This window comes from Nostoc sp. DedQUE07 (assembly GCF_034530975.2).
GTDB lineage: Bacteria > Cyanobacteriota > Cyanobacteriia > Cyanobacteriales > Nostocaceae > Nostoc.
In genome coordinates, this window is the sequence record NZ_JAVRCC020000003.1 from 129,286 (window position 1) to 148,045 (window position 18,760).

Annotated in this window: 21 protein-coding genes; 9 read left to right on the forward strand and 12 right to left on the reverse strand. The window is 43.3% G+C overall.

The features are described 5' to 3' along the window. Positions 1–7: 7 nt before the first annotated feature. The 3 genes from RMZ95_RS03275 to RMZ95_RS03285 form a co-directional block, all read right to left on the reverse strand. The gene (locus RMZ95_RS03275; protein WP_322685641.1) at positions 8–202 is read right to left on the reverse strand and encodes a hypothetical protein; all 195 of its coding nucleotides are present in this window, start codon (positions 200–202) and stop codon (positions 8–10) included. Between the two features lie 63 nt (positions 203–265). Further along, positions 266–1,804 (reverse strand): RNA-guided endonuclease TnpB family protein, encoded by a 1,539-nt coding sequence (locus RMZ95_RS03280; RefSeq protein ID WP_322685640.1) that lies wholly within the window; start codon positions 1,802–1,804, stop codon positions 266–268. Between the two features lie 28 nt (positions 1,805–1,832). Next, complete coding sequence (locus RMZ95_RS03285) at positions 1,833–2,057, reverse strand: helix-turn-helix transcriptional regulator (protein ID WP_322685639.1); 225 nt, start codon at positions 2,055–2,057, stop codon at positions 1,833–1,835. Positions 2,058–2,200: 143 nt separating this feature from the next. Here RMZ95_RS03285 and RMZ95_RS03290 point away from each other — a divergent pair, with 143 nt between their 5' ends. The 6 genes from RMZ95_RS03290 (at position 2,201) to RMZ95_RS03315 (ending at position 6,232) form a co-directional block, all read left to right on the forward strand. Next, positions 2,201–2,476, forward strand: a complete 276-nt coding sequence (locus RMZ95_RS03290) for a hypothetical protein (RefSeq protein ID WP_322685638.1) — start codon at positions 2,201–2,203, stop codon at positions 2,474–2,476. A gap of 76 nt (positions 2,477–2,552) precedes the next feature. Then, positions 2,553–2,813 (forward strand): hypothetical protein, encoded by a 261-nt coding sequence (locus RMZ95_RS03295; RefSeq protein ID WP_322685637.1) that lies wholly within the window; start codon positions 2,553–2,555, stop codon positions 2,811–2,813. Continuing rightward, positions 2,810–4,312: a hypothetical protein gene (locus RMZ95_RS03300; RefSeq protein WP_322685636.1), complete on the forward strand. Its 1,503-nt coding sequence runs from the start codon at positions 2,810–2,812 to the stop codon at positions 4,310–4,312. Before RMZ95_RS03295 ends, RMZ95_RS03300 begins: the two co-directional genes overlap by 4 nt. Before the next feature lie 2 nt (positions 4,313–4,314). Next, on the forward strand, positions 4,315–5,073 hold the full coding sequence (locus tag RMZ95_RS03305; RefSeq protein ID WP_322685635.1) for a Rad52/Rad22 family DNA repair protein: 759 nt from the start codon (positions 4,315–4,317) through the stop codon (positions 5,071–5,073). Positions 5,074–5,192: 119 nt separating this feature from the next. After that, entirely contained in the window at positions 5,193–6,044 is an 852-nt protein-coding gene (locus RMZ95_RS03310) for a hypothetical protein (RefSeq protein WP_322685634.1), read from the forward strand. A gap of 53 nt (positions 6,045–6,097) precedes the next feature. Next, the gene (locus tag RMZ95_RS03315) at positions 6,098–6,232 is read left to right on the forward strand and encodes a hypothetical protein (RefSeq protein ID WP_322685633.1); all 135 of its coding nucleotides are present in this window, start codon (positions 6,098–6,100) and stop codon (positions 6,230–6,232) included. Between the two features lie 270 nt (positions 6,233–6,502). Here RMZ95_RS03315 and RMZ95_RS03320 read toward each other — a convergent pair whose 3' ends face one another. Then, entirely contained in the window at positions 6,503–6,784 is a 282-nt protein-coding gene (locus RMZ95_RS03320) for a hypothetical protein (RefSeq protein ID WP_322685632.1), read from the reverse strand. A 245-nt stretch (positions 6,785–7,029) separates the two neighbouring features. On the opposite strand from RMZ95_RS03320, the gene RMZ95_RS03325 reads away from it, so the two are divergent. Both RMZ95_RS03325 and RMZ95_RS03330 read left to right on the forward strand, forming a co-directional pair. Further along, positions 7,030–7,566: a hypothetical protein gene (locus RMZ95_RS03325; protein WP_322685631.1), complete on the forward strand. Its 537-nt coding sequence runs from the start codon at positions 7,030–7,032 to the stop codon at positions 7,564–7,566. Continuing rightward, positions 7,563–7,865: a hypothetical protein gene (locus RMZ95_RS03330; RefSeq protein WP_322685630.1), complete on the forward strand. Its 303-nt coding sequence runs from the start codon at positions 7,563–7,565 to the stop codon at positions 7,863–7,865. Before RMZ95_RS03325 ends, RMZ95_RS03330 begins: the two co-directional genes overlap by 4 nt. Before the next feature lie 278 nt (positions 7,866–8,143). Here the strand turns inward: RMZ95_RS03330 and RMZ95_RS03335 are convergent, their stop codons facing one another. Beyond that, a complete protein-coding gene (locus RMZ95_RS03335; RefSeq protein WP_322685629.1) occupies positions 8,144–8,626 on the reverse strand; it encodes a hypothetical protein in 483 nt (160 codons plus the stop codon). Between the two features lie 83 nt (positions 8,627–8,709). Between RMZ95_RS03335 and RMZ95_RS03340 the strand changes: the two genes are divergently transcribed. Beyond that, positions 8,710–9,909 carry a class I SAM-dependent methyltransferase gene (locus RMZ95_RS03340; protein ID WP_322685628.1) on the forward strand — a complete coding sequence of 400 codons (1,200 nt, stop codon included), beginning with the start codon at positions 8,710–8,712 and terminating at the stop codon, positions 9,907–9,909. On the opposite strand, the gene RMZ95_RS03345 is transcribed toward RMZ95_RS03340, so the two are convergent. From RMZ95_RS03345 to RMZ95_RS03375, 7 genes are all read right to left on the reverse strand, one after another. Then, entirely contained in the window at positions 9,874–11,088 is a 1,215-nt protein-coding gene (locus RMZ95_RS03345; protein ID WP_322685627.1) for an asparagine synthase-related protein, read from the reverse strand. The genes RMZ95_RS03340 and RMZ95_RS03345 overlap by 36 nt on opposite strands. Positions 11,089–11,387: 299 nt before the next feature. Beyond that, a complete protein-coding gene (locus RMZ95_RS03350) occupies positions 11,388–13,331 on the reverse strand; it encodes a hypothetical protein (RefSeq protein WP_322685626.1) in 1,944 nt (647 codons plus the stop codon). A gap of 219 nt (positions 13,332–13,550) precedes the next feature. Continuing rightward, entirely contained in the window at positions 13,551–14,057 is a 507-nt protein-coding gene (locus RMZ95_RS03355; RefSeq protein ID WP_322685625.1) for a hypothetical protein, read from the reverse strand. Between the two features lie 2 nt (positions 14,058–14,059). Continuing rightward, entirely contained in the window at positions 14,060–14,701 is a 642-nt protein-coding gene (locus tag RMZ95_RS03360) for a hypothetical protein (RefSeq protein WP_322685624.1), read from the reverse strand. A gap of 45 nt (positions 14,702–14,746) precedes the next feature. Further along, complete coding sequence (locus RMZ95_RS03365; protein ID WP_322685623.1) at positions 14,747–16,000, reverse strand: asparagine synthase-related protein; 1,254 nt, start codon at positions 15,998–16,000, stop codon at positions 14,747–14,749. Beyond that, positions 15,957–17,567, reverse strand: a complete 1,611-nt coding sequence (locus RMZ95_RS03370; RefSeq protein ID WP_322685622.1) for a ParB N-terminal domain-containing protein — start codon at positions 17,565–17,567, stop codon at positions 15,957–15,959. Before RMZ95_RS03370 ends, RMZ95_RS03365 begins: the two co-directional genes overlap by 44 nt. Continuing rightward, positions 17,564–18,757: an asparagine synthase-related protein gene (locus RMZ95_RS03375; RefSeq protein ID WP_322685621.1), complete on the reverse strand. Its 1,194-nt coding sequence runs from the start codon at positions 18,755–18,757 to the stop codon at positions 17,564–17,566. The genes RMZ95_RS03370 and RMZ95_RS03375 overlap by 4 nt, the downstream gene beginning before the upstream one ends. Positions 18,758–18,760 lie beyond the last annotated feature (3 nt).

The following is an 18,760-nucleotide window of genomic DNA, read 5'->3' on the forward strand; positions in this document are numbered from 1 at the left end:
TATCGCCTTACATTTTTTCAATAGTTTTAACTTCCTCAATCCCCGCTGCCAGCGCTGCCTCCGGGGTTTCAAAACTCCCACTCAAAAACTCGTCTTGGGCAAACTCTTTAAAAGATGCGATTCCACTGCCATAGCCCAACGCGAAAGAATAGCGATTTGGGTCGGAGGGACAGCGCCAAACGCTCTTGCGATCAACTCTCATGCTCCAACATCATTTTCCACAAGAGCGATCGCAACAAGGATTCCTTGTGTCTTGCGATCGCTCTTACCCACCAGCATCGTTTTCCAGCGCCCAATCCCACAGAGTAAGTTGTATACAGCTTTTCTCTGGCTCAAGCGCAGGCTTTTTGGTTTGCATGACCCTTTCGGGCGATCGAGAAGCATATTCAGCTTCTGGTGCTATATCAATAGCTTCCACCTGCAACGAAAGCGTTTCGCTCCCCTTCAGTGGCATAAGCTTCCACTCCCAAGAGCGGTACTTCCCTGATTTCAGGAAACTTGAATTAAGCAGATGATTCCGTGAAGCGTTGGTATCTGCTTGTTGTATCACCCCGTAAGCGATGCAATCGAGGTTATTACAAATAAATTCTGATTGGCTGCGTCTATCACCTTTCTCTCGGCAACAGTGACAGTTCTGACTTGAATAGGGTGCATGGGTACGTTCTACAGGTCTGCCCCAAGATGCAGCCTTAACCTCAATCTTGGCTCTTAAGTCACCGATGGACACATCTAGCAAACTACGATTCAGCCCAGCTTTGCGACTAGCCCCATTTTGCTCGTAGCCCTTGCCATCCTCTCTCAATACAGCTTTAGGGCGGCGTGTCATATTTTGCAACTTCGTGTCTTCTATTGCTATTGCCCCGTACTCTCGCACCAGCTTGGTGCTGAGTTTGTGGTTGAAAGCATTACGAGTCCGGCGAATTTTCTCATAACTTAGGGCAATAAGCTTTTTAGTCTTTTTAGCATTATTACTATTTTTGAGTTGACGTGATAGCTTGCGTTGTAGCCTGCGAAGTCGTTTTGATTTCTTGTTTAATAGTCCAGGGTTCGGGACTAATCGCCCTTGGTCAGTGGCAATAACCGCTTTTATGCCTGGGTCAATACCCACAGCTTTGTTATTGGGTAGTAGTTGGATATCAACAGATGGGACGCACACTTGAAGATAGTAACCTGATGGTTCTTTGATTATCCTAGCCGCGCCATAATCGTAATCAGCCAAGAATCGCTTAAACAATCCCTTCACATACAATTTGCCCAACTTGGGAAACAGCACGTAGCCATTATCACTACCGGGGATTCTCTCAGGCTTGAGTTGTTTAGATTTGCCCCCAGCGTTGCGATTGACAAGAGATTTCAGTTTGCCGTACTTGCCTTTAAATCTTGGACGCCTACCAGGGTGTTTGGGGTCGCTGTAAGCTTTCCATGCCTTGTTTAGGGCGTCATTTAACCCCGACTTCACTTGGGTAGGGACATCCCGTAGCCATTCAGGAAGGCGATCACTTCTGAAGAATTCGCATTGGGCAAACTTCTTGGGATTTTCGATATTTCGGCAGGCGCGAATCTCGCAAAACTTGTGTCCTGCCTTGGTTTTTCGTACTCCGCAGCCTACCAATTTACCCTTTTTCCATTTGAGTTTCAGGCTGTCTGGTAAAGGGCGATCGCACTTCTCGCGCCAGCGTCGTTGTTGGGCTTCTAAGCGCAGTTCTAAACCCTTATTCCATACCCACTTTAATTGTTCAAGCCACAAATCAATAGTTTGGGATTGGGCAGCAGTTGGATAAATTTTGAATTCGAGGGTTTTCATAGTCCACTACTGGGCATATATCTTCTTTTTACTCAGAGTCTTTGCTTGGTTCAAATAAATTTGCTAAGTCTTCTACGGTACGGTTAGTGATTTTGCAGAGTTTGATGGTTTGTTTCAACGTAAGGCGCGGAATATGAATTCCGCGCTCCCAGTTAGAAACTGTCTGATCGGTTACGCCCACTGCATCAGCTATTTGTTTTTGAGTGAGTCCGAGCGACTCTCTTAATGTCATAAAGTTTTCACCCAAACTCATCTATACAACATCCTACTACAAGAATCTATTCCAAGTCAACTTGACTTTTACAAGTTGACTTGGTTTAATAGCAATAGAGAAAGCGCCGTGTCTGGAAAACGAAGCGCCTCTCTATCCACGTTATTCATGGAGAATTCCATTATATGTCAGAAGGAATCCTTGACTCTCAAGCGATCGCCCAAATTAACTTGAGCATCCATCTTATTCAGCAGTCCGAAGAATTCGGGCACTACGAAATTGACAGCATTCCCGGCATCCTTGGTGATTTATATCGCGTCTGGGGTGGGGAAAAAGGGATTAACCTGCTCGGAACCTTTTATCAAAGCATTGATGGTCATTGGATATCCCAGCCTTGTCGCACCTCACAATGCGGCTGCTGGCTAACCGATGCCGAAGCGATCGCATCCATCACGGCATAAATCAAAAACTTCCCACTACCAATGGGCGCACCTTGCGCCCATCAGTAAATGTTGTGTAATTTTTGAGAATGCGAAAATGATGGACTACGAAAGAGAAATCAGATTTACACTGCAAGACCTTCGCTGCCAAGCTTTAACCCAGTTCATGGGTGAATTTATGCAGATTTTAGCTACCGAAGGTTACACCCTTGAAGACTTACTAGACGCCGTTACCAGTTTGGTAAGTGAAAAGCCTGAGCTTGAGTCGGTGGTAAAACACCTCGAAAATGCTGAACAAGAATTGCGATCAATTTCCACCACAGGGCACGGCAATAGCTTGCTTGGAGGTTTGAGATGACTACAACATCTATTGAACTAGCTCCAAGCCCCTCCAAACTATTTTCATCAACCGCGCAGTCCCTAGAGTTCTGGCTATCAGTCGCCGAAAAGCGCGAGACGATGCCCGCAAAAGATTACCTGGAATTCTTAAACAGCTTCGGGTGGAATCGCCGCAGCGCCGGGCCTTATGTAAAACTAGCTGACTTTCTTAAAGAGCATCTATCTGAGCATATTGATGCGATCGCAAAACTTGATATCCGAACCCTGCTGAAGCTCCCTCTACCTCGCTATGCCCCAATTGTTGAGGAAATAAGGTCGAACGAACCAACGCAAGCGCAGATTACTGAACTAATTAAGAAGCTGCCGACAAAACCGAGAGAGAAATATAAGTCAGTAGACGAGAAGAAGGACGAGACGTTTGAGCTAAACGTCCCGGCACAGACTGGCAAGCTCATCAGCGAAACGGCTGAACTCTTGGGACTCTCGAAGCAGAGAACCATAGAAGTGAATTGCGAACTGGTGAAGACGATCCTCTCAGGTGTCGATCCGACAGTTGCGATCGCTAGATTCAAACAGCAGTTTGCAAGTGTTGAACCAGCGAAAGCAGATTATGAAGTCGAAGCGCCCGAACAAACAGATTTACAACCCTATCCCGTGCAGTGGCACGACGGCGGGGAAATCTACGCCTCGTGGGTAAGGGAAATAGAGGGTGATAATGCCTTATTAGAAGTTGATGGCGCGGTGTACTCAATGCCATTGGAGAGGTTGAAGAAGATTGATGTAGACGCGATAGCACTAGAAATCGCCGATCCTAAAAAGCTGTCATACCCCTATCAGCAGTTGTACATCAACGCGGCGAATGCAAAGCAAGAATGGGTGACACTGCAAGCGTTACCTGATGGGGATGAAACCTACGATTCTACTTTGAAGCAGTACACTCGCTGGATGTCGTGTGCGGTAGATGGTGCTAAAAGAAATAAGATTTGGTTTGATTTAATCGAGCTTGAAGAAAACCAACGATTGGTTGTTGTTCCCGGTGGTGACGATTTGATCGCAAGTGTCGCTAATGAGCCTAGATTTAAGCACAAGGTCAGTAACAAAAACTCTTTCTTAGAAGCCTTTTATTCCGGCGTTCCTGATGTACCAAGTTTGGAGCAGCGGTTAAAAGATGCCGATAACTGGGATGAGATTTCGTCACTTGTCAGATGCAGCAACAAAACTTTGACCACGGCTATGGAGACTTGGACGACCGAAGAAAGGGAGCGACTAATCATAAAACTGGCAACTTTCTTAGAAACCAGTTTTCAATCAGCTATTCAAGATAGAGAACTTTCCTGGCTACACCATATATCCTTGGCAAAAGCATTGTCTCGATTAGATTTTGAAATTAACCAACAGGTGTGCAAATTCAATAAGTTTGTTGACTATGGTACAAGCCAAGAGCAATGGAGTTTTCGCACAGAAAAAGGCGAAATCATAATTGTTCCTCGCAGTGAAGTCATGGTGTTGAGATTTTAAGTATGGATATGGAAACTAGGGAGGAACTGCGCCGCATTTTATCGGAACTTAAAAAGCCACTTCCCGCACATCTTCACGAATTCAGGGAAATACCTGGAAATAACAAGAAGTGGGTATATTTGGGATGGCAAACTGTCCGTGAAAGATTAGAAGAAGTTTGCCCAGAGTGGATGTCCGATTACTCGGAAATCCAGTACCTGGGAAACGAAGCTATTTGTCGCTGTGCCATCACGATTCTGGGGGTCAGAAAAGAAGCGATCGCCAGTGTTCCCATCTCGGTTATCAGCAGCAATGGTAAAGAAATGACGCGGGGGAGTCCGCCCGACCGACTAGCAGCAGAAGCGTTTAAAAATGCGGCAGAAGCTTGGGGGATTGGTCGCTATCTCGACGACCAAGTTTTCACTATTACTTACCTTTGGGAGCAGATGCACAAGCTCGATGATTCTGCTTGTGGAGAAGTGCGGCGACTTTCTGAGCAATATAAACTTCAAAAAAAACTGCATTCGCAATCAGTAAAGGTACTAAAATCTGCATCCCCCGTAACTTTAAAACAACCTCTTATTAGCGAGGATCAAAGGAGAGAATTATGGGCGATCGCACGCAAGGAACTTCGATTGAATGATGAAGTAACAAAAAATGTAATCATGGGTTTTGGATGTGAATCAACCAGAGATATTCCTGCCAACAAATATCAGGCAGTGATTGACAAGTTACGACAATCCGGCAAGCGGACTCTATCGCCGACTACCACGAAATATTAAACTATCTAATATCAGATAGTTAGCCTTCATGTAGCCTTCATGCCGCCCTTAAATACCGAAACTACCCTCGCTGCCACGAGGGAATTTTCCATGCGCCAATACAACTAAGGATTATATTTATGCCTGCTACTATCACGAAACCTACTACCAAAAAAACACCATCACCTTATAGGAGGCTTCATGTGATTGTCCCAGTCGAAGATATGCTTTGGGCATCAGGACAAAAGTCATCCGTAACGCAATTGTGGCAAGAATGTTGGACATCAGATCCTTATGGTTCGCGGTGGATGCCGTTGACTACTAATCTTGGATATAGCACTTTTATCCAAGCCAAGAAAGTCCTAGCAGAAACTGGATTATTCCTTTTCAAGCCCGACAAGTCTACAAGTGATGGACGCGAAACTGTTGGTTGGATTGTGCGGAATTTGCATGGCAGTCGCATGAAAGAGTTTTGGGAAGCAGATGCTAAAACTGAAAAACTAGATTCTACAAATGACGAGGTAAATAGTAATTCAGAAGAGATGGATGCTACGAATCAAGCATCTATCTCGGTTGAAACCCATCCCTCAACCAAACTTGAGCAGCCCTCACGAACACCTCACGAACACCTCACGAACTCTTCAAAAGAGTTCGTGAGGTGTGATTCTACTAATCCAAACGAAACGGCGATTGCACCCTTGGAGGGTGCATCGCCTTCACTTGTTGGCGTGGAAGAGGATGCTGAATGTTCCCCAATGGCGACTGACCAGAAGTGGTCGCCTGATGCGATCGCTGCTCACTCTAAACTCCGTCCGATGCGAAGGGAGAAACTAAAAATGTCAGCAATAATTGGAGAAAGCCCTGGATTTGACTTCTTGCTTTCATCTTGGGAAGATGACCCAGCTCTACATTTTGTTATTAAGCAATTGCTGGTTAAATTTCCTCAGTGGGGAATCGCTTGTATTGATGGAGAATTGATAAATGGAAACTGACATTGATACTGGAGCCATAGTAGCTTGCGCTCTGCGCTACTGCTAGGGAAAACATGACTTTAGAAGAATCACAGAAACAATATAAAAAATTGCAGGAACAATATGCTTCTTTGTGTCATGCCATGCAGACTGGTGTAGCATTCAAAATAAATATCGAAGTTAGTATCTTGCTAGTCGGACGGGCATGACGCCCGCCCCAAAATTTCTCTCGTAAAAAAACCAGCATTCACGCTGGTTAAAAAGGAGGGCTAATAAGTCAGAAAGATTATTATTTATGCTGATAGGATAACAGCGATTATGACTTTACCGATAACCTTGCCAAGGGATAGTGACTATCCTCTGGACAACTTCGGATAGTGACTATCCGAAGTTGAGCCATAAGTTTGCCGCAATGGCAAACTTCTCGGTAAAGTCACACCTGACATCCAGGAAAATTTTCCTGGATGTCAGAATCAAGATTAAGAACTAGTGGCAGTATCGCTTTCAACCTGCTCGCTGGGTAAGGCAGCAGTAGCCTCGTCTATAAGTGCTTGAATGTCTGGATTACTTGCCAAAATGGATGCAGAAGTCGAGTCATCAACACCAAGCAATTGAGCTAGTTGGGCAGTAGCTGCGGCTTTTGTTTCTTGTAGATCCTCTTTCAAAGCTGAAATATATTTCAGTAAATTTCTAATTATTCCAGAAAACTTGTTAAGCAATTCGGTCTGAGATTGTAAAGCTTCTTCCGTTTTGGTAGACATGATTTTGCTACACATGAAAAGACTTTTACATATTGCCATAAAGTTTAACCATAAAAAACCAGATGGTGTCATAAGCTGGTTTAAGGGAGAAAATGACTAATAGTTCAAATGATTATGTTTCAATATACACGGCACACACTCTAGTCCCAATAAGCTAAGTTCTTGATTAAATAAAAAGCTAGTCCGTGGATTTCCGTGTACTACTTTTTGATATGATTTTATCATCATAGAAAAAAGTCAATCTTATGGACGTTTCACAAATTGCAGTAGCTGATAGGGTTGATACTAAAAGCGTCATGGCTACTTTGAATATAGGGAAAAGCCTGTTTTATGGAACATATACAAAAGACTGTAAAATTACTCCTGTAAGAGTCGGCAATCAGTCTTTCATCTCAGGAGTTGAATTTGAGTTGCTGCGAGCATATCACTTAGCCAGGTGTTCCGGGAAAGAAGTGTTGGCTGAATTTTTAAAAGAATTATCCCCAACAGAAGATAATTCAGATAAACCTTCACTCGATCGCTCTTTAATTCTTTTTGATAACCTTACTTTACAAGCAAACTATCAAAAATTATCAAGTCGATTAAGCTTGCTTGAACAGTACGCGTCCTCGCCTCATGCCAGATTATCAAATCAAGAGTTAAGTCAAGTATTGGAGCTTAGTCCCAGTACTTTATACGGCAACAAAGAACATTATCGATTAGGATTTGTCTTTCGCCGCGATCGCCAAGGCTGGCAAGTGCTAATTCCAGAAAATAATTCAATTCCAGCTTTAGCAAAATGAGTATAAGAATTTGGAAGGTTCGTAGTCGCGGTGTCCTCCCTAGTGGTGAGCTAAAGTTAAACTACGATTACATTATTGTTGAAGACGATTTCCACGATCGCGAAAACAATGATTATATCGCTATTGCTTCAGAACCTCTGTATAAAGAAGAAGTTGAGCAATTAATTGCTGGGGACGTTGAATTAACAGATTTTGAATTAACCGAAGAATACTATGATAATTATTCCGAGGATGATTGGGAATTAGCCCAAAAATTAGAAGAAGAGGATTGGCAGCTAATTTTACAAGAGTTGGATTAATTTGATTTGTTATTGTTAAGTTCATAGAAATACATATCACTGGGTCTTCCAGCAAGCTCTAATATGTCGTGCCCAAAAATTAGTACTAAGCTAATTCCTTGGAACTTCTTAACAAAAATATCAGAGCCAGGATCAATCTTAGCTTGATAGCAGATAAAGCACTCATAGTATTCTCTGGTGAGCACTATGAATTCTGGCGATCGACGAAAATCTTGTTTGTGCTTTTCGATTCTGTCCTCGACTGTTTTAATTAGGCGATCGCAACTAAAACTACACATTTATATCTTCAAACCATGACTTTCTATTAGCTCAAAGGGAATATCAAAAAAGGGGTTTTTCGCTACAAAGGGCACTTCTTTATCCCATAAGCTTGGCTTCTCAAAATACCAGTGATAGCTATATGCGTCGCATCCCTCTTGAGGTTGATCCGACCAACGGCAGCCAACAATTTCAATACTTCCAATGATTACCTGCGTAGATAGTAGTGTTCGTGGCATAAGCTTTGTCGCTAATCGCTTGTTGATATTGCCCGCGTGGATTAAAGTTAATCCCCTGTGGCTAATTAGGTAGTTTTGGCTGTACATACTTTTGCCGTGAAACAGCATCCAAGCAATTGGTTGCTCAATGCTCAAGCATTTGATAGAAATTGGGTTGTCCATAGCCAAGAGAATCGGATTCGTAGGGGGCGCACTCAGCGTTGCGGATAAAATGCTTTTATTGGTAGATACTACCAAACAATTTCCAGCAAGCAAAGGTTGCATTTAAGGCATTTTATTAATAATAATTAGTGCTTAAAATAAAATAATTTAGATAAAATAGATAAAACTTTTTCTATTTATTAAATATGCAAGGACAAAAAAACTACGTTTGCGCTATCGAGCAAGGACATTACGAACTTCAAGAAGCTCCTTCTTTGTACGATTATGTTCGTATTAGATGGGAAAACGAGTTAACTAAAATGTTTTTAGGCAAACATTTATCCGGTTTACTGGTAGAAATAGGGCGCAAAAGAAAAATGCGAATTCTGGATCTTGGTTGTGGGCCTGGACAGGGATTTAAGCTTTTAAGTGAAATCATGCAACATCAAAATCTATCGCCAGTAGGTCATACCGTTGAGTATGTTGGACTGGACATCAATCAGTCTATGATTCAAAAGGCTGAGGAGACATTTGGGAGCAACAAGAATGTAACTTTTGTTCGGCAAGACTTACGAGAAGGCTTAGGCAATATTAACACAGAGAAAAGCTTTGATGTATATTACTCTTCTTACGGAAGTCTTAGCCATCTCACCAGCGAAGAATTACATAAATTGCTACAAAATATTGTAGAACATACTACTGATTATAGTTTAGTGGTTTTGGATCTACTGGGTCGCTATTCCTTAGAGTGGCCAGGCTTTTGGGGTCAAGAACCAGCAGTTTATGATTATACAATGAGTTGGCTATATCCCAAAAACACAAGGTTAAATATTGAGAAATTCCCTATGACCTTTTGGACGGGACATTCTTTAAAAAGCCTAAGTTCAATTACCTCCGGCATTAATATTCTAGATGTCATGGATAGATCGATTTTAGTAGGGCGACACATTGATACCGGAGAATACAGGACAGGGCTTAAGCCAACTCGTAGTTTTGTGAATTCTTTGTTTAACCCTTTGTTACGAACTAATCTCGAAGACTTGATTATAGATAAAAGTATAATTACTGATTCAAATGAGCCGCTAATCCATGAATTCTTCAACACGATTATTGAAGAATGGAATACTTTGATCGAGTTTTGTCAAGCTAAGATAGCTAAAGAAAAAATAGAGGTGAAGAACAATCTATCAAGTAGTTTACTGAAAAACTTAACTGCTCTTGATAATATTATCGAGATGACTGAAAGTGAAAATTGGAAAAACTGCCATTTGTCTGCCGATCCTAGAGCTAGCTTTATTGAACCGGAATTAGCCTACGCTTTGCGTAACTTAGAATACGATACACAGCTAGGTATTGGCGCAGGACATGGGTTATTGGCTATTTTGGAGATTAAAAAACTTTCTTGAAAGTTCTTCCACGAGATCGGACAAGTGCTTAGATTTAGGATTTTCCCAGCCGGCTCCTTTGGTATATCCAGTACTAGCGTAGGTTGAGTGGTTCCAGGGGCCCGGCGGTAGTAGTAGATTAGCTGCTTTTTTGACAAAGGGTTTAGTTTTATCAACTGGAATAATGCTGATTGGTTGAGATAAAGCCCATGTTGCTAAATCCCAATCAAAATAAGGCATTCTTACGTGAATACCATAATGCCTGAATATGCTGGAGAACAATTTGTGATCGTTCCAGAGATATAGCATTTCTTTTAAAGCTCTGATTCTTTCGTCTCGCCACATCTGGGCTTGTTTGTATGAATCGTCTTCATTTTTTAATTCTTTATAAATGCTGCGGATATTTCCGTGAACATCATCCTGACCGTGCCCATTAAAAATAGCGCTACACCCTGCAATTTCTGCCGCCTTTGCAATAGCCAAATAAGATATTGCTGCTTGATTGTATTTATCTGTAGGGCCAAGATATTCGTATAGCGACATTGCCTCTTGTGCATGAGAAATAACAAAGTCATTATCAATTAAAACTGCTACTGGTTTAGGCCCCGACATTGCCTCCAGTACCAAAATAGCGTTTTGAATATCCCAAGAATTGTAATCTGTGCAAGCAGTGAAAGGAATAAAATCTATCTCCAATACCATTAATGCTTGACATATCAGTAAAGAGTCCACACCCCCAGAACAGGAAACAGCTATTTTCCCAGGCGGGCAAGTAGCCAATCGTCGTTGTACTGCTACCAATAAGAGTTCCCAGTATTCTGCGATCGCGTCCTTGATGAAGACCTTCTCTTGACGGATAGCCGGGGCTGGCAATTGATTTTGGACAGGAACAAGTTTATAGCCACCAGGTTTAATATGAGCCAAATATCCTGGCTTGACTCTTTCTGGGTTCCCCGGCAGCTTTCCTTTCAGTTCTCCCCAGTGAACCTCATTTTTTATAACGCTAAAATATAAGGGAATCTCAGAAGGGTAAGATGAATAAATATAACAAGATCCATGTTTCCCTTCTGCAAGCGCAAATGGGCCGGAAATAGGAAGTCGTATTTCCTCTAAATCTATAAAATTTGTTGGCTGAATTTGAAAATCTGAGGAGGAAATTTTAGGACTAGTTTTTAAGTTGTAGCTTCCTGATATTCTCATGCTGGTATAACAAATAATTGCTACAAATCTAGCTTAAAGTTTTAAATTTTCACCCTACACTCGTGTGGCTTTACCCATAACTTAGCCAGCGCAACGGCAAACTTATGGTTCAACTTTCCCTCTTGAAGAGGGAAAGTTATAGTTGCTTTGTACTAAAACTTCCTATAGTCACTATAAGAAGTTGACTACTTCTTACGGTCGCCGTAAGAAGTGCTAAATATAAACTTCGACTGGTCGCCAGTCGAAGTCGAGACTTTGGCAAGTTTTTGATTCCGAAAACTTCTCTACTTGGTGAAGAGTCACCACCAAGAAGAGAAGCTAGTAGATGCTTGACCGTAATCATCTTTGTCTGGCATCATCTCCTCAAGCTTGATGTAGAAGGCAGCCTCGGCGAATACTAGTGCAAAGTAAAAGTCGTCAACGTTACCCGGACCTCGTTTCCATTGCTGAGTTTTCGGATCGCGTGATGGGCCCATCAAGTGCCGCAATGGCGATCGCTCGCTGGGATTTGATAACCATTTTTCCCAAGTTGGGAGTAAACGGTAGAGGGGGTAATTATCATCGGCCTTGAGTAAAAAGCCTTCAAGCACTGCACCCATGAACTTCTCGTTGCGGATTTGGTAGCAATCGTAAGTGATGCCACCATCTGCAACTTGGGATCTTCGCACTGGGTCTTTGAGGTAGGCGATTTGGTCTGCCATATCAAGACAAGTCCGACGGCACAGATACATGGACGATTCGCGCGATGGCTCGTTGTCGATCAACCCAAAATTGACATCGAAACGAGTCAACAAATCTGGGATGTCATTCCGCATAACATCGCTGGCATAACTGATATGGCGAATGGTTTTTTCAATAACTTCGGCGCGGGTGAGGCGGTGATAATTGTCGGGAAGATAGAATTCCACAATTGCCAACCAGTCCTCGCTTCTGCCAACATCAATCCCAGCCAGAACCAATTCAGGTTTTCTCTGCGGCACAGGGGAAGCCATCGAAGCTCGGAGCATTTCAGGGTTGATGCTACCAACTTGATGCTCACTAGCATGTCCTAACATCTGCTGTTGCCAGTCATCGGTCGTGCTGGCGGTCATCCCTTCCTCAATCATCTTAGCTGCCAAATTAAATTGAGTTTCGCGAGTCAGGGGTGAAAGGTGGATGCCAATCGTCCAAGTGTATTCAGGAACGCCTGGGGGGAGGGATTCTAGAAAGCTAGCTAACTCAGTCCCCTTATGCCGACAGCAAAAGCGGGCATCATAGCGCTGCTCATCAGTAATTGGCTCGCTACAGTGCGAACAGGCAAAGTAAGCGCTGTCCACCGGATCGTTCTCATCGCGGTGAAACCAAGAAATGGGACGACCCGAATCGCTCAGGTAAGTTTTCTTGGTTCGCCCCAAAGGATCGCGCTGTACTGTCTCCCGCAGCAGACAGCCTTTAGGGTCAAGGGGCAGGGTTTGTTTGCATTTAGTACAGGTGTAATGGGGATAAAATAAGTGGTCAACTTTCCCCATCTGCTCCTCAATACCCGTCCCTCCTCCTGGCGTCCCTAATTCCCTAATTGGTCGTGTGGGTAGCAATGAAGCATCCAGCCGTCGAGGAATAGAATCAGCAGAACCCGCTCGATACTGCGATCGCTCCTCCAGAAAGGCATAGTCAGCTTGGTAGGATACGGCCATTCCACCCGCGGCGGCTGTCCCGTTGTCTCGTTGTCCGGGGCGAGATGTTGAAACGTAGGCGAAGATGCCGTTTACTTGGTCGATTTGGTAGCGAGTGTTGATACAGCGATCGCTACGCCGATTGAATTTATGCCCAGCTGCCATCATGTTAGCAATCCAAGATTCTGCCACCGGCTGAAACTGCATCGGTACGTTTTGATCGAGTGATGTGCGGGTGTCGTAAAACCAAACGCCGTTGAGTTTACCCGTGGTCAGGCAGTCAACGAACAACATGGCGTGTCCGAGCGTTTTTCCGCACTGTGCTGGGCCTGTAGTCAAAACCTTGTTGAGCCGAAAATCCCCAATCGTCAGCAGGTACTCACGATACCAACGCGGTAGCCGCACTGATGATTGACGCTCAGTGGTGGCGAAGAGTCCTACTCGCTCAACAAAGCCCGCTCCCCCACGCGAGTAGACATCAGCAATGAATGCTTCCCGTTGATCGTGCTTACTTTGAGTGCGGGAAGTATTTACAGCAGCTGACCTCAGTGCCGCGTTTTGTAGTTTCTGCCTGAGATTTCCTATGTTCATCGAGAAGCAGGAAAATTTTCCTGGATGTTGGAGCTATCGATTTCAAGTAATTTACGGTAGGTCTGACGGGCTGCCAGATCGATAAAATCTTTGAGTGTTGTGTCGTCCATCTGGTAGGGTATTTTAATCTGCGATCGCGGAATTAGAGTTTTTAAGCCTTCTAGGCTTTAATCGCCGCTCACCTATTGTCTAAAATTACATGAATTCTTTCTCCTCTGATTACTTTTGCCGAGGTTTTCTGCCAAAGTTGTTAAGGGTTACTTTCGCTGAGTTGCCCATTTGATTGGATATTTTAAAACCAAAGTCTTGATACATTCTCAACCTTGCGGCTCCTCTACCATCTTCATCGGCTACATATGCAGTAAGTTTTCTTTTTGCATTGGGGCTTTTCTTGTATTCATTCCACGCCCTTTTAAGATCCCTCATCTCTTGCATCGGCGGCTTGCCGCCTTGATAGGAAGTAGAGCCATCTACAGTCCAATAAACAGTCCCATCCTGTTTAACTCCCCCCTGAACTCTTTGTCCTTTAAAGAAAGTGACCGCTTCTGTAGGCGGTTTTTGCCAGGTTGATTTGTCAGCTGTATTTGTACTTGTTCTATTTAACTTTTGACGTTTACCACTAGATTTTGCAGCAGTACTAGACTTTGCTGTACTAGCACTTCCACCCTTACCACCCCCACCTTTTTGTAATTTTCTTTCATTAAGCGATCTATTAATCCTTCTCATGATTAGATTTGGTGTATTTTGTTATTTAATTCAGATTCATGACTATCAATAACTTGTAAGATGCGATCGGCGACTGTTCCAGGAAGTAAATTATTATCCAGTAAAAGTCCCAAAGCTTCGCGCCATTCGGTCGCAGGATCTTTGTGTCCTTGAAGGCGATTGAGTTCTGAAATAACTCTAAACATCCGTTCACGAATGCGGGATTTAGTTTCTATTAAAAAAGCTTTATCTGTCAGGCGTGGTTCTGGAATTGATTTGATTCTTTGCTCAAGTTCTCGTAACTGGGCACCTGACGCATTTTCGATTTGAGCGAAAGTCAATTTACGAATAGTTTCAAGCTCGGTAATTTTATCAATCTCTCGCTGCATCGCCATAATCTCGTTTTGATAGGCGGTAATCTGAGCATGATACATCTCAAGAATTACGGCGTGATTTCGCTTGCGCTGATTAATATCTGTATCAACTAGTTCATCGCAGGTTTTATTTATCCAACCACGAGCTGTTTCAGTTGTGCATTTATAATTTTCTGCAAATTGGCGCTGCACATCTAGCCGAGTAAAGCCGGATCGCAAGCGAGTTAAAATGTAGTTTTTTCGATCCTGAATTTCTTGGTTGCTAAGTTTTACCCTCCCTTTTCTAGCCACAACATTAAAGTCCTTTTATAAGATCCGCGATTCAAACCAAATCAATTAGTTAAGTCCCCCCTCGATTGGCTCGGCATCATGCTGCGAAGCAATTTTGCGCCAATCTTGGGTTTTAATGTAAGCAAAAACGATTTTGGCTTTTTCTAGATGCTCATCAATCGCTGGACGAATATTGTCTTCATAAAATCCAGCGCCAGTAATGTAACCGTGGCGGTTGTAAACTTCCCGCGACCATTCACCAATCGGTAAAACTTTACGGGTCGCTAGACGAGCAAAAGGTTTTCTTGCTTTTACTGGAATAATATTTGTGGTTTGGCTAAAAACCCAATTTGCTAAGTCGGTATCAAAAAATGGCATTTGCACCTTAATGCCATGCCGACGAAAAACAGCCGAAAACATCTTTTCCATGCCAAAACCAGACATCGAATCTCGCCTAGCATCACGCCAACGCTCAGATTGAGTGCCTTTTAGTTGCTTGAATTTACCTTGGACTAACCCCTCGCTCCCCATTAAGTCATCGTGGGCGTGTCCATTAAAAATGGTTTTTATCCCAAGCTCTCGGCATTGCTTTGCGATCGCCACGTTAGCCGCTGCCATTTGCAGATTGTCGAATTGGGTCGATTCATAGCAAAAGACAGCCTCATCAAATAGCTCTGGCAACCTCTGTGGTGTGATAACTATTGGCATCGGTTCGATGCCAATTTGAGATAAAACTAGTTGTGCCATTTGATAATCCCAATCTTCTAAAGAAGAACAAGCAACCATTGGCACGAAATCTATGCCAAGTGTGTGGAGTGCCCACGCTACTAAACAACTATCTAATCCGCCGCTTTGAGAAACAGCAACAGGGTGAATACTCGATTTAATGCGATTGCCTACCGCATCCAAAATAAGGTTTAAGTATTCTTCGACTGCCTCATCTAGGGAAACTTCATCACTTCTAATAGGCGGGCGGGGAATCGGTTCAACCTCGTAAGTTGTAATACCGCGCTCAGGATGCCAAATAACAGCTTGTCCTCGCTCCACTAAAACAGGCCGCATCTGTCTGGGTAGAGCTAAATATTGCTCGTGCCAGTACAAATTGTCGCGGTAAATTGAATAGTAGATTGGGATTTCATGGCTCCATCCGGTGAATAAGCAAACTTTTCCATTCTGGGAGCTAACAAAGCTAGCTCCACAGTCTACTGGGATATTGAAACCTTCTATGCTTTGAAATTTTAGAGGACTGATTGCGTAATCAACTACTTGAAAGTCTTTATCCCTTCTCGGATTGCACTTGCCTATCAGTCTTTGCATCATATTCTTCCTTGACAGCCAGTAAATCGATTTTTGTAAATTTAGAAAAAGCCGTTAGTGCTTCTTGTGCCAACCCCATCCGTTGGTTGTTGGGATAAGGCAGGTTGAACTCGAATTCCAACGCTTTTACTAATAGAATTGGGTCGATATTTCTTGACCCTTCGCACTTGATTCCATGCGAAGAACCGTTGGCAGGATAATAGGTAACTTTGTGGAAGTAACGTTTACCTTGAGCGGTTAGTTCTTCTTCAGAATGGAACTTCTGCACTTTGGGAACTTTTAGGATTTCGTTGATATAAAGTCCTGCTTCTGTATCAAGTAAAATTGCGCCATCGGAACGAGATGAGGCGTTTAACCCGTTGCTAAATACTCGGCTGGCAAGATTGGAATCGGAGAGCGTATGCAAGTAAAGCTTGGCTCCTTGAGAGCAGATGGCGTTAAATATCACCATCAAGTGTTCCCGGTCTTCTGCGAAGGGAACACTGTTAAATACGCTTGAGCAAAATAGCGAATCAATTACTGGATTGGTGCCAATCCACGCCAAAAAGCGCCTCGCTATCAACCTTGCTCCAGCAGGGTTGATTTGGTCGCTGTTCGGTTTCATGGCATAGGGTTCAAAGGGGATGCAAGTGATGCCAGCCGCCTGAAGTTTATTGGTATTGTCCAACCTTCCTGCGCCGAAATCGATACAGGTGGTTCCGTGTTCGGCAATAAAGCGGGCGCGATATTCTCCTTCTAGTTTGACCATGTGCTTGAGCAACCAGGCTTTGCCTCCACTTCGGGCTTCCTTGCCAAAGACCCACTGGTAAAAGCCAACTCCAAAAGTTACTCGTTGGGCGGCTTGGTTGCGGCGGCGAAAGAATGAGTTGTAACGCAGCTCTTCCCCAAAAGCTCGTTGCAGGTCAAAACTCATTGTGATTTTATTTAGGAACAGCTGCATTGCTTCGCTATTCTCTGTCACCTTTACTGCCGAGTGAGCAATTCGCCCGTAAGATAAGGCGGCTAAAAGCCTGGGGCCTCCGTTGATGATTTCGTTGTCGGCATTTAAAATGATTGGAATTTCTACGCCCAAATCACAAAAAGTTTGGGCGAATAGAAAAGTCATATTACTTATTTCTGAAGGTTTTAAATCTTCCTGGTAATCGATAGGTTTAATATCAAATTGTTTCAAGCAAGGAAAAGGATCTGTGGTATCTGGCAAGGCTTGAAACTTCTCCAAATCCGATAATTCCATTGCCGCTTTCTTGCCGAAATCTGATTTGGTAGCGTGATCGTTCGTGCAAAGGTTAAAAACTATATTTATCCCGCGCTCTGTGGCTTCATCATATCCAGGTAGGTAAACCACGGGTACATGAGTAAACCCAAGTTCTCGCGCTGCCCCAGTTCTTTGGTGCCCTGAATAAAGCATTGAGGGCTTGCCATCGTCTGACTGTCTTGCGTATACAGGCATTACAAACCCGAACTTTTTTAATGACATTTTGATCCATTCAAATCGCTCTGGATCTCGCTGTCTTGGGTTTTTCCCCCAGGCTTCTAATTGGTCTAAAGGTACTAACTTGATGTCAATCATTTTTTCCTTTTAATATCTGATAAGATTTCCCGGATGAATTCAGCAGCAAGGCACGGGTTTTTCTTTAGCAACGGCTGTTTAAAACTCAATCCTGCCCCTGTTAAATATCCAACCGAATGCTTTTTATTTAGCCATTCCCCATTCGGTAAAACTGTAGTAGCAAAATCCCGAACAAAAGACTTGTCGAAAGTCACAGGAATGATTGAAGTTGGCTGACTAAAAGCCCAATTCAATAAATCTCTGTCGTAATAAGGCATTCGCACGTGAACGCCGTAACTGCGAAAAGTCGAGGAAAACATTTTCAGCATTCCCCCCGTGGCTAGAGTTACATTTTTACGTGCGATCGCCCAACGTTCCGATTCATTTCCTTCTGTTACGTGTTTTAGTGCAGCTTTTACTAAAGTTCCTTTACCGTGAATATCATCGTGTCCATGCCCAATGAAAATACTTTGAATTTCCAGTTCTTGACACTTTCGTGCCATGAGCAAGCTTCCCATTGCCATTCGCAGATTTGATGTCTCTACATCTTCCAAGCAGGCAATTGCTTCTTTTAATAATTCTTCAATTTGCGAATTTTCTACGACAATCGGAATCGGCTTTAATCCCCAATTTTCCAAACAAGCAGTGGCGGCGGTAATATCTAAATTAGTGGAGTTTGTGCAGACGGTAAGGGGGTAGACTTCCACGCCTAAAGTGTGTAGTGCCCAAGCAAGGATTAAGGAATCTAATCCGCCGCTTTGAGCAATAGCAACCCGATGGCTTTGAGGACAAGTGGCAAGTCTTTTCTGAACTGCAAATAGGATTAACCGAGCATATTCTTCGTAGGCGGATACTATAGGATAATCGCCTCGAATATTAGAAACCAGGATATTATCAATAACTTGCTTTGTAATATATCCTGGTTCCCAAATTATCATCTCTCCAGGGTTGACTCTCTTTGCAGATTTCGGTAGCTTCAATTTCTGTTCCCCCCAATGGAGGGAGGCAGGCGTTGCTGTGTAATACAAGGGTGTTTCCCCAGGAGAAGAAACGTATAAAATAGCTGTGCCTCGTTCGGCTTTTACTAAAGTAAACGGCCCGTTTATAGGTAACAGCCAACCTTCTTTTTCTGCAAAAGTATCTGGCTTGATTTGCAAATCTGCCTGATAAATTGAATCGCTTTTTAGATGATAATTGCCTGATATCCTCATTTA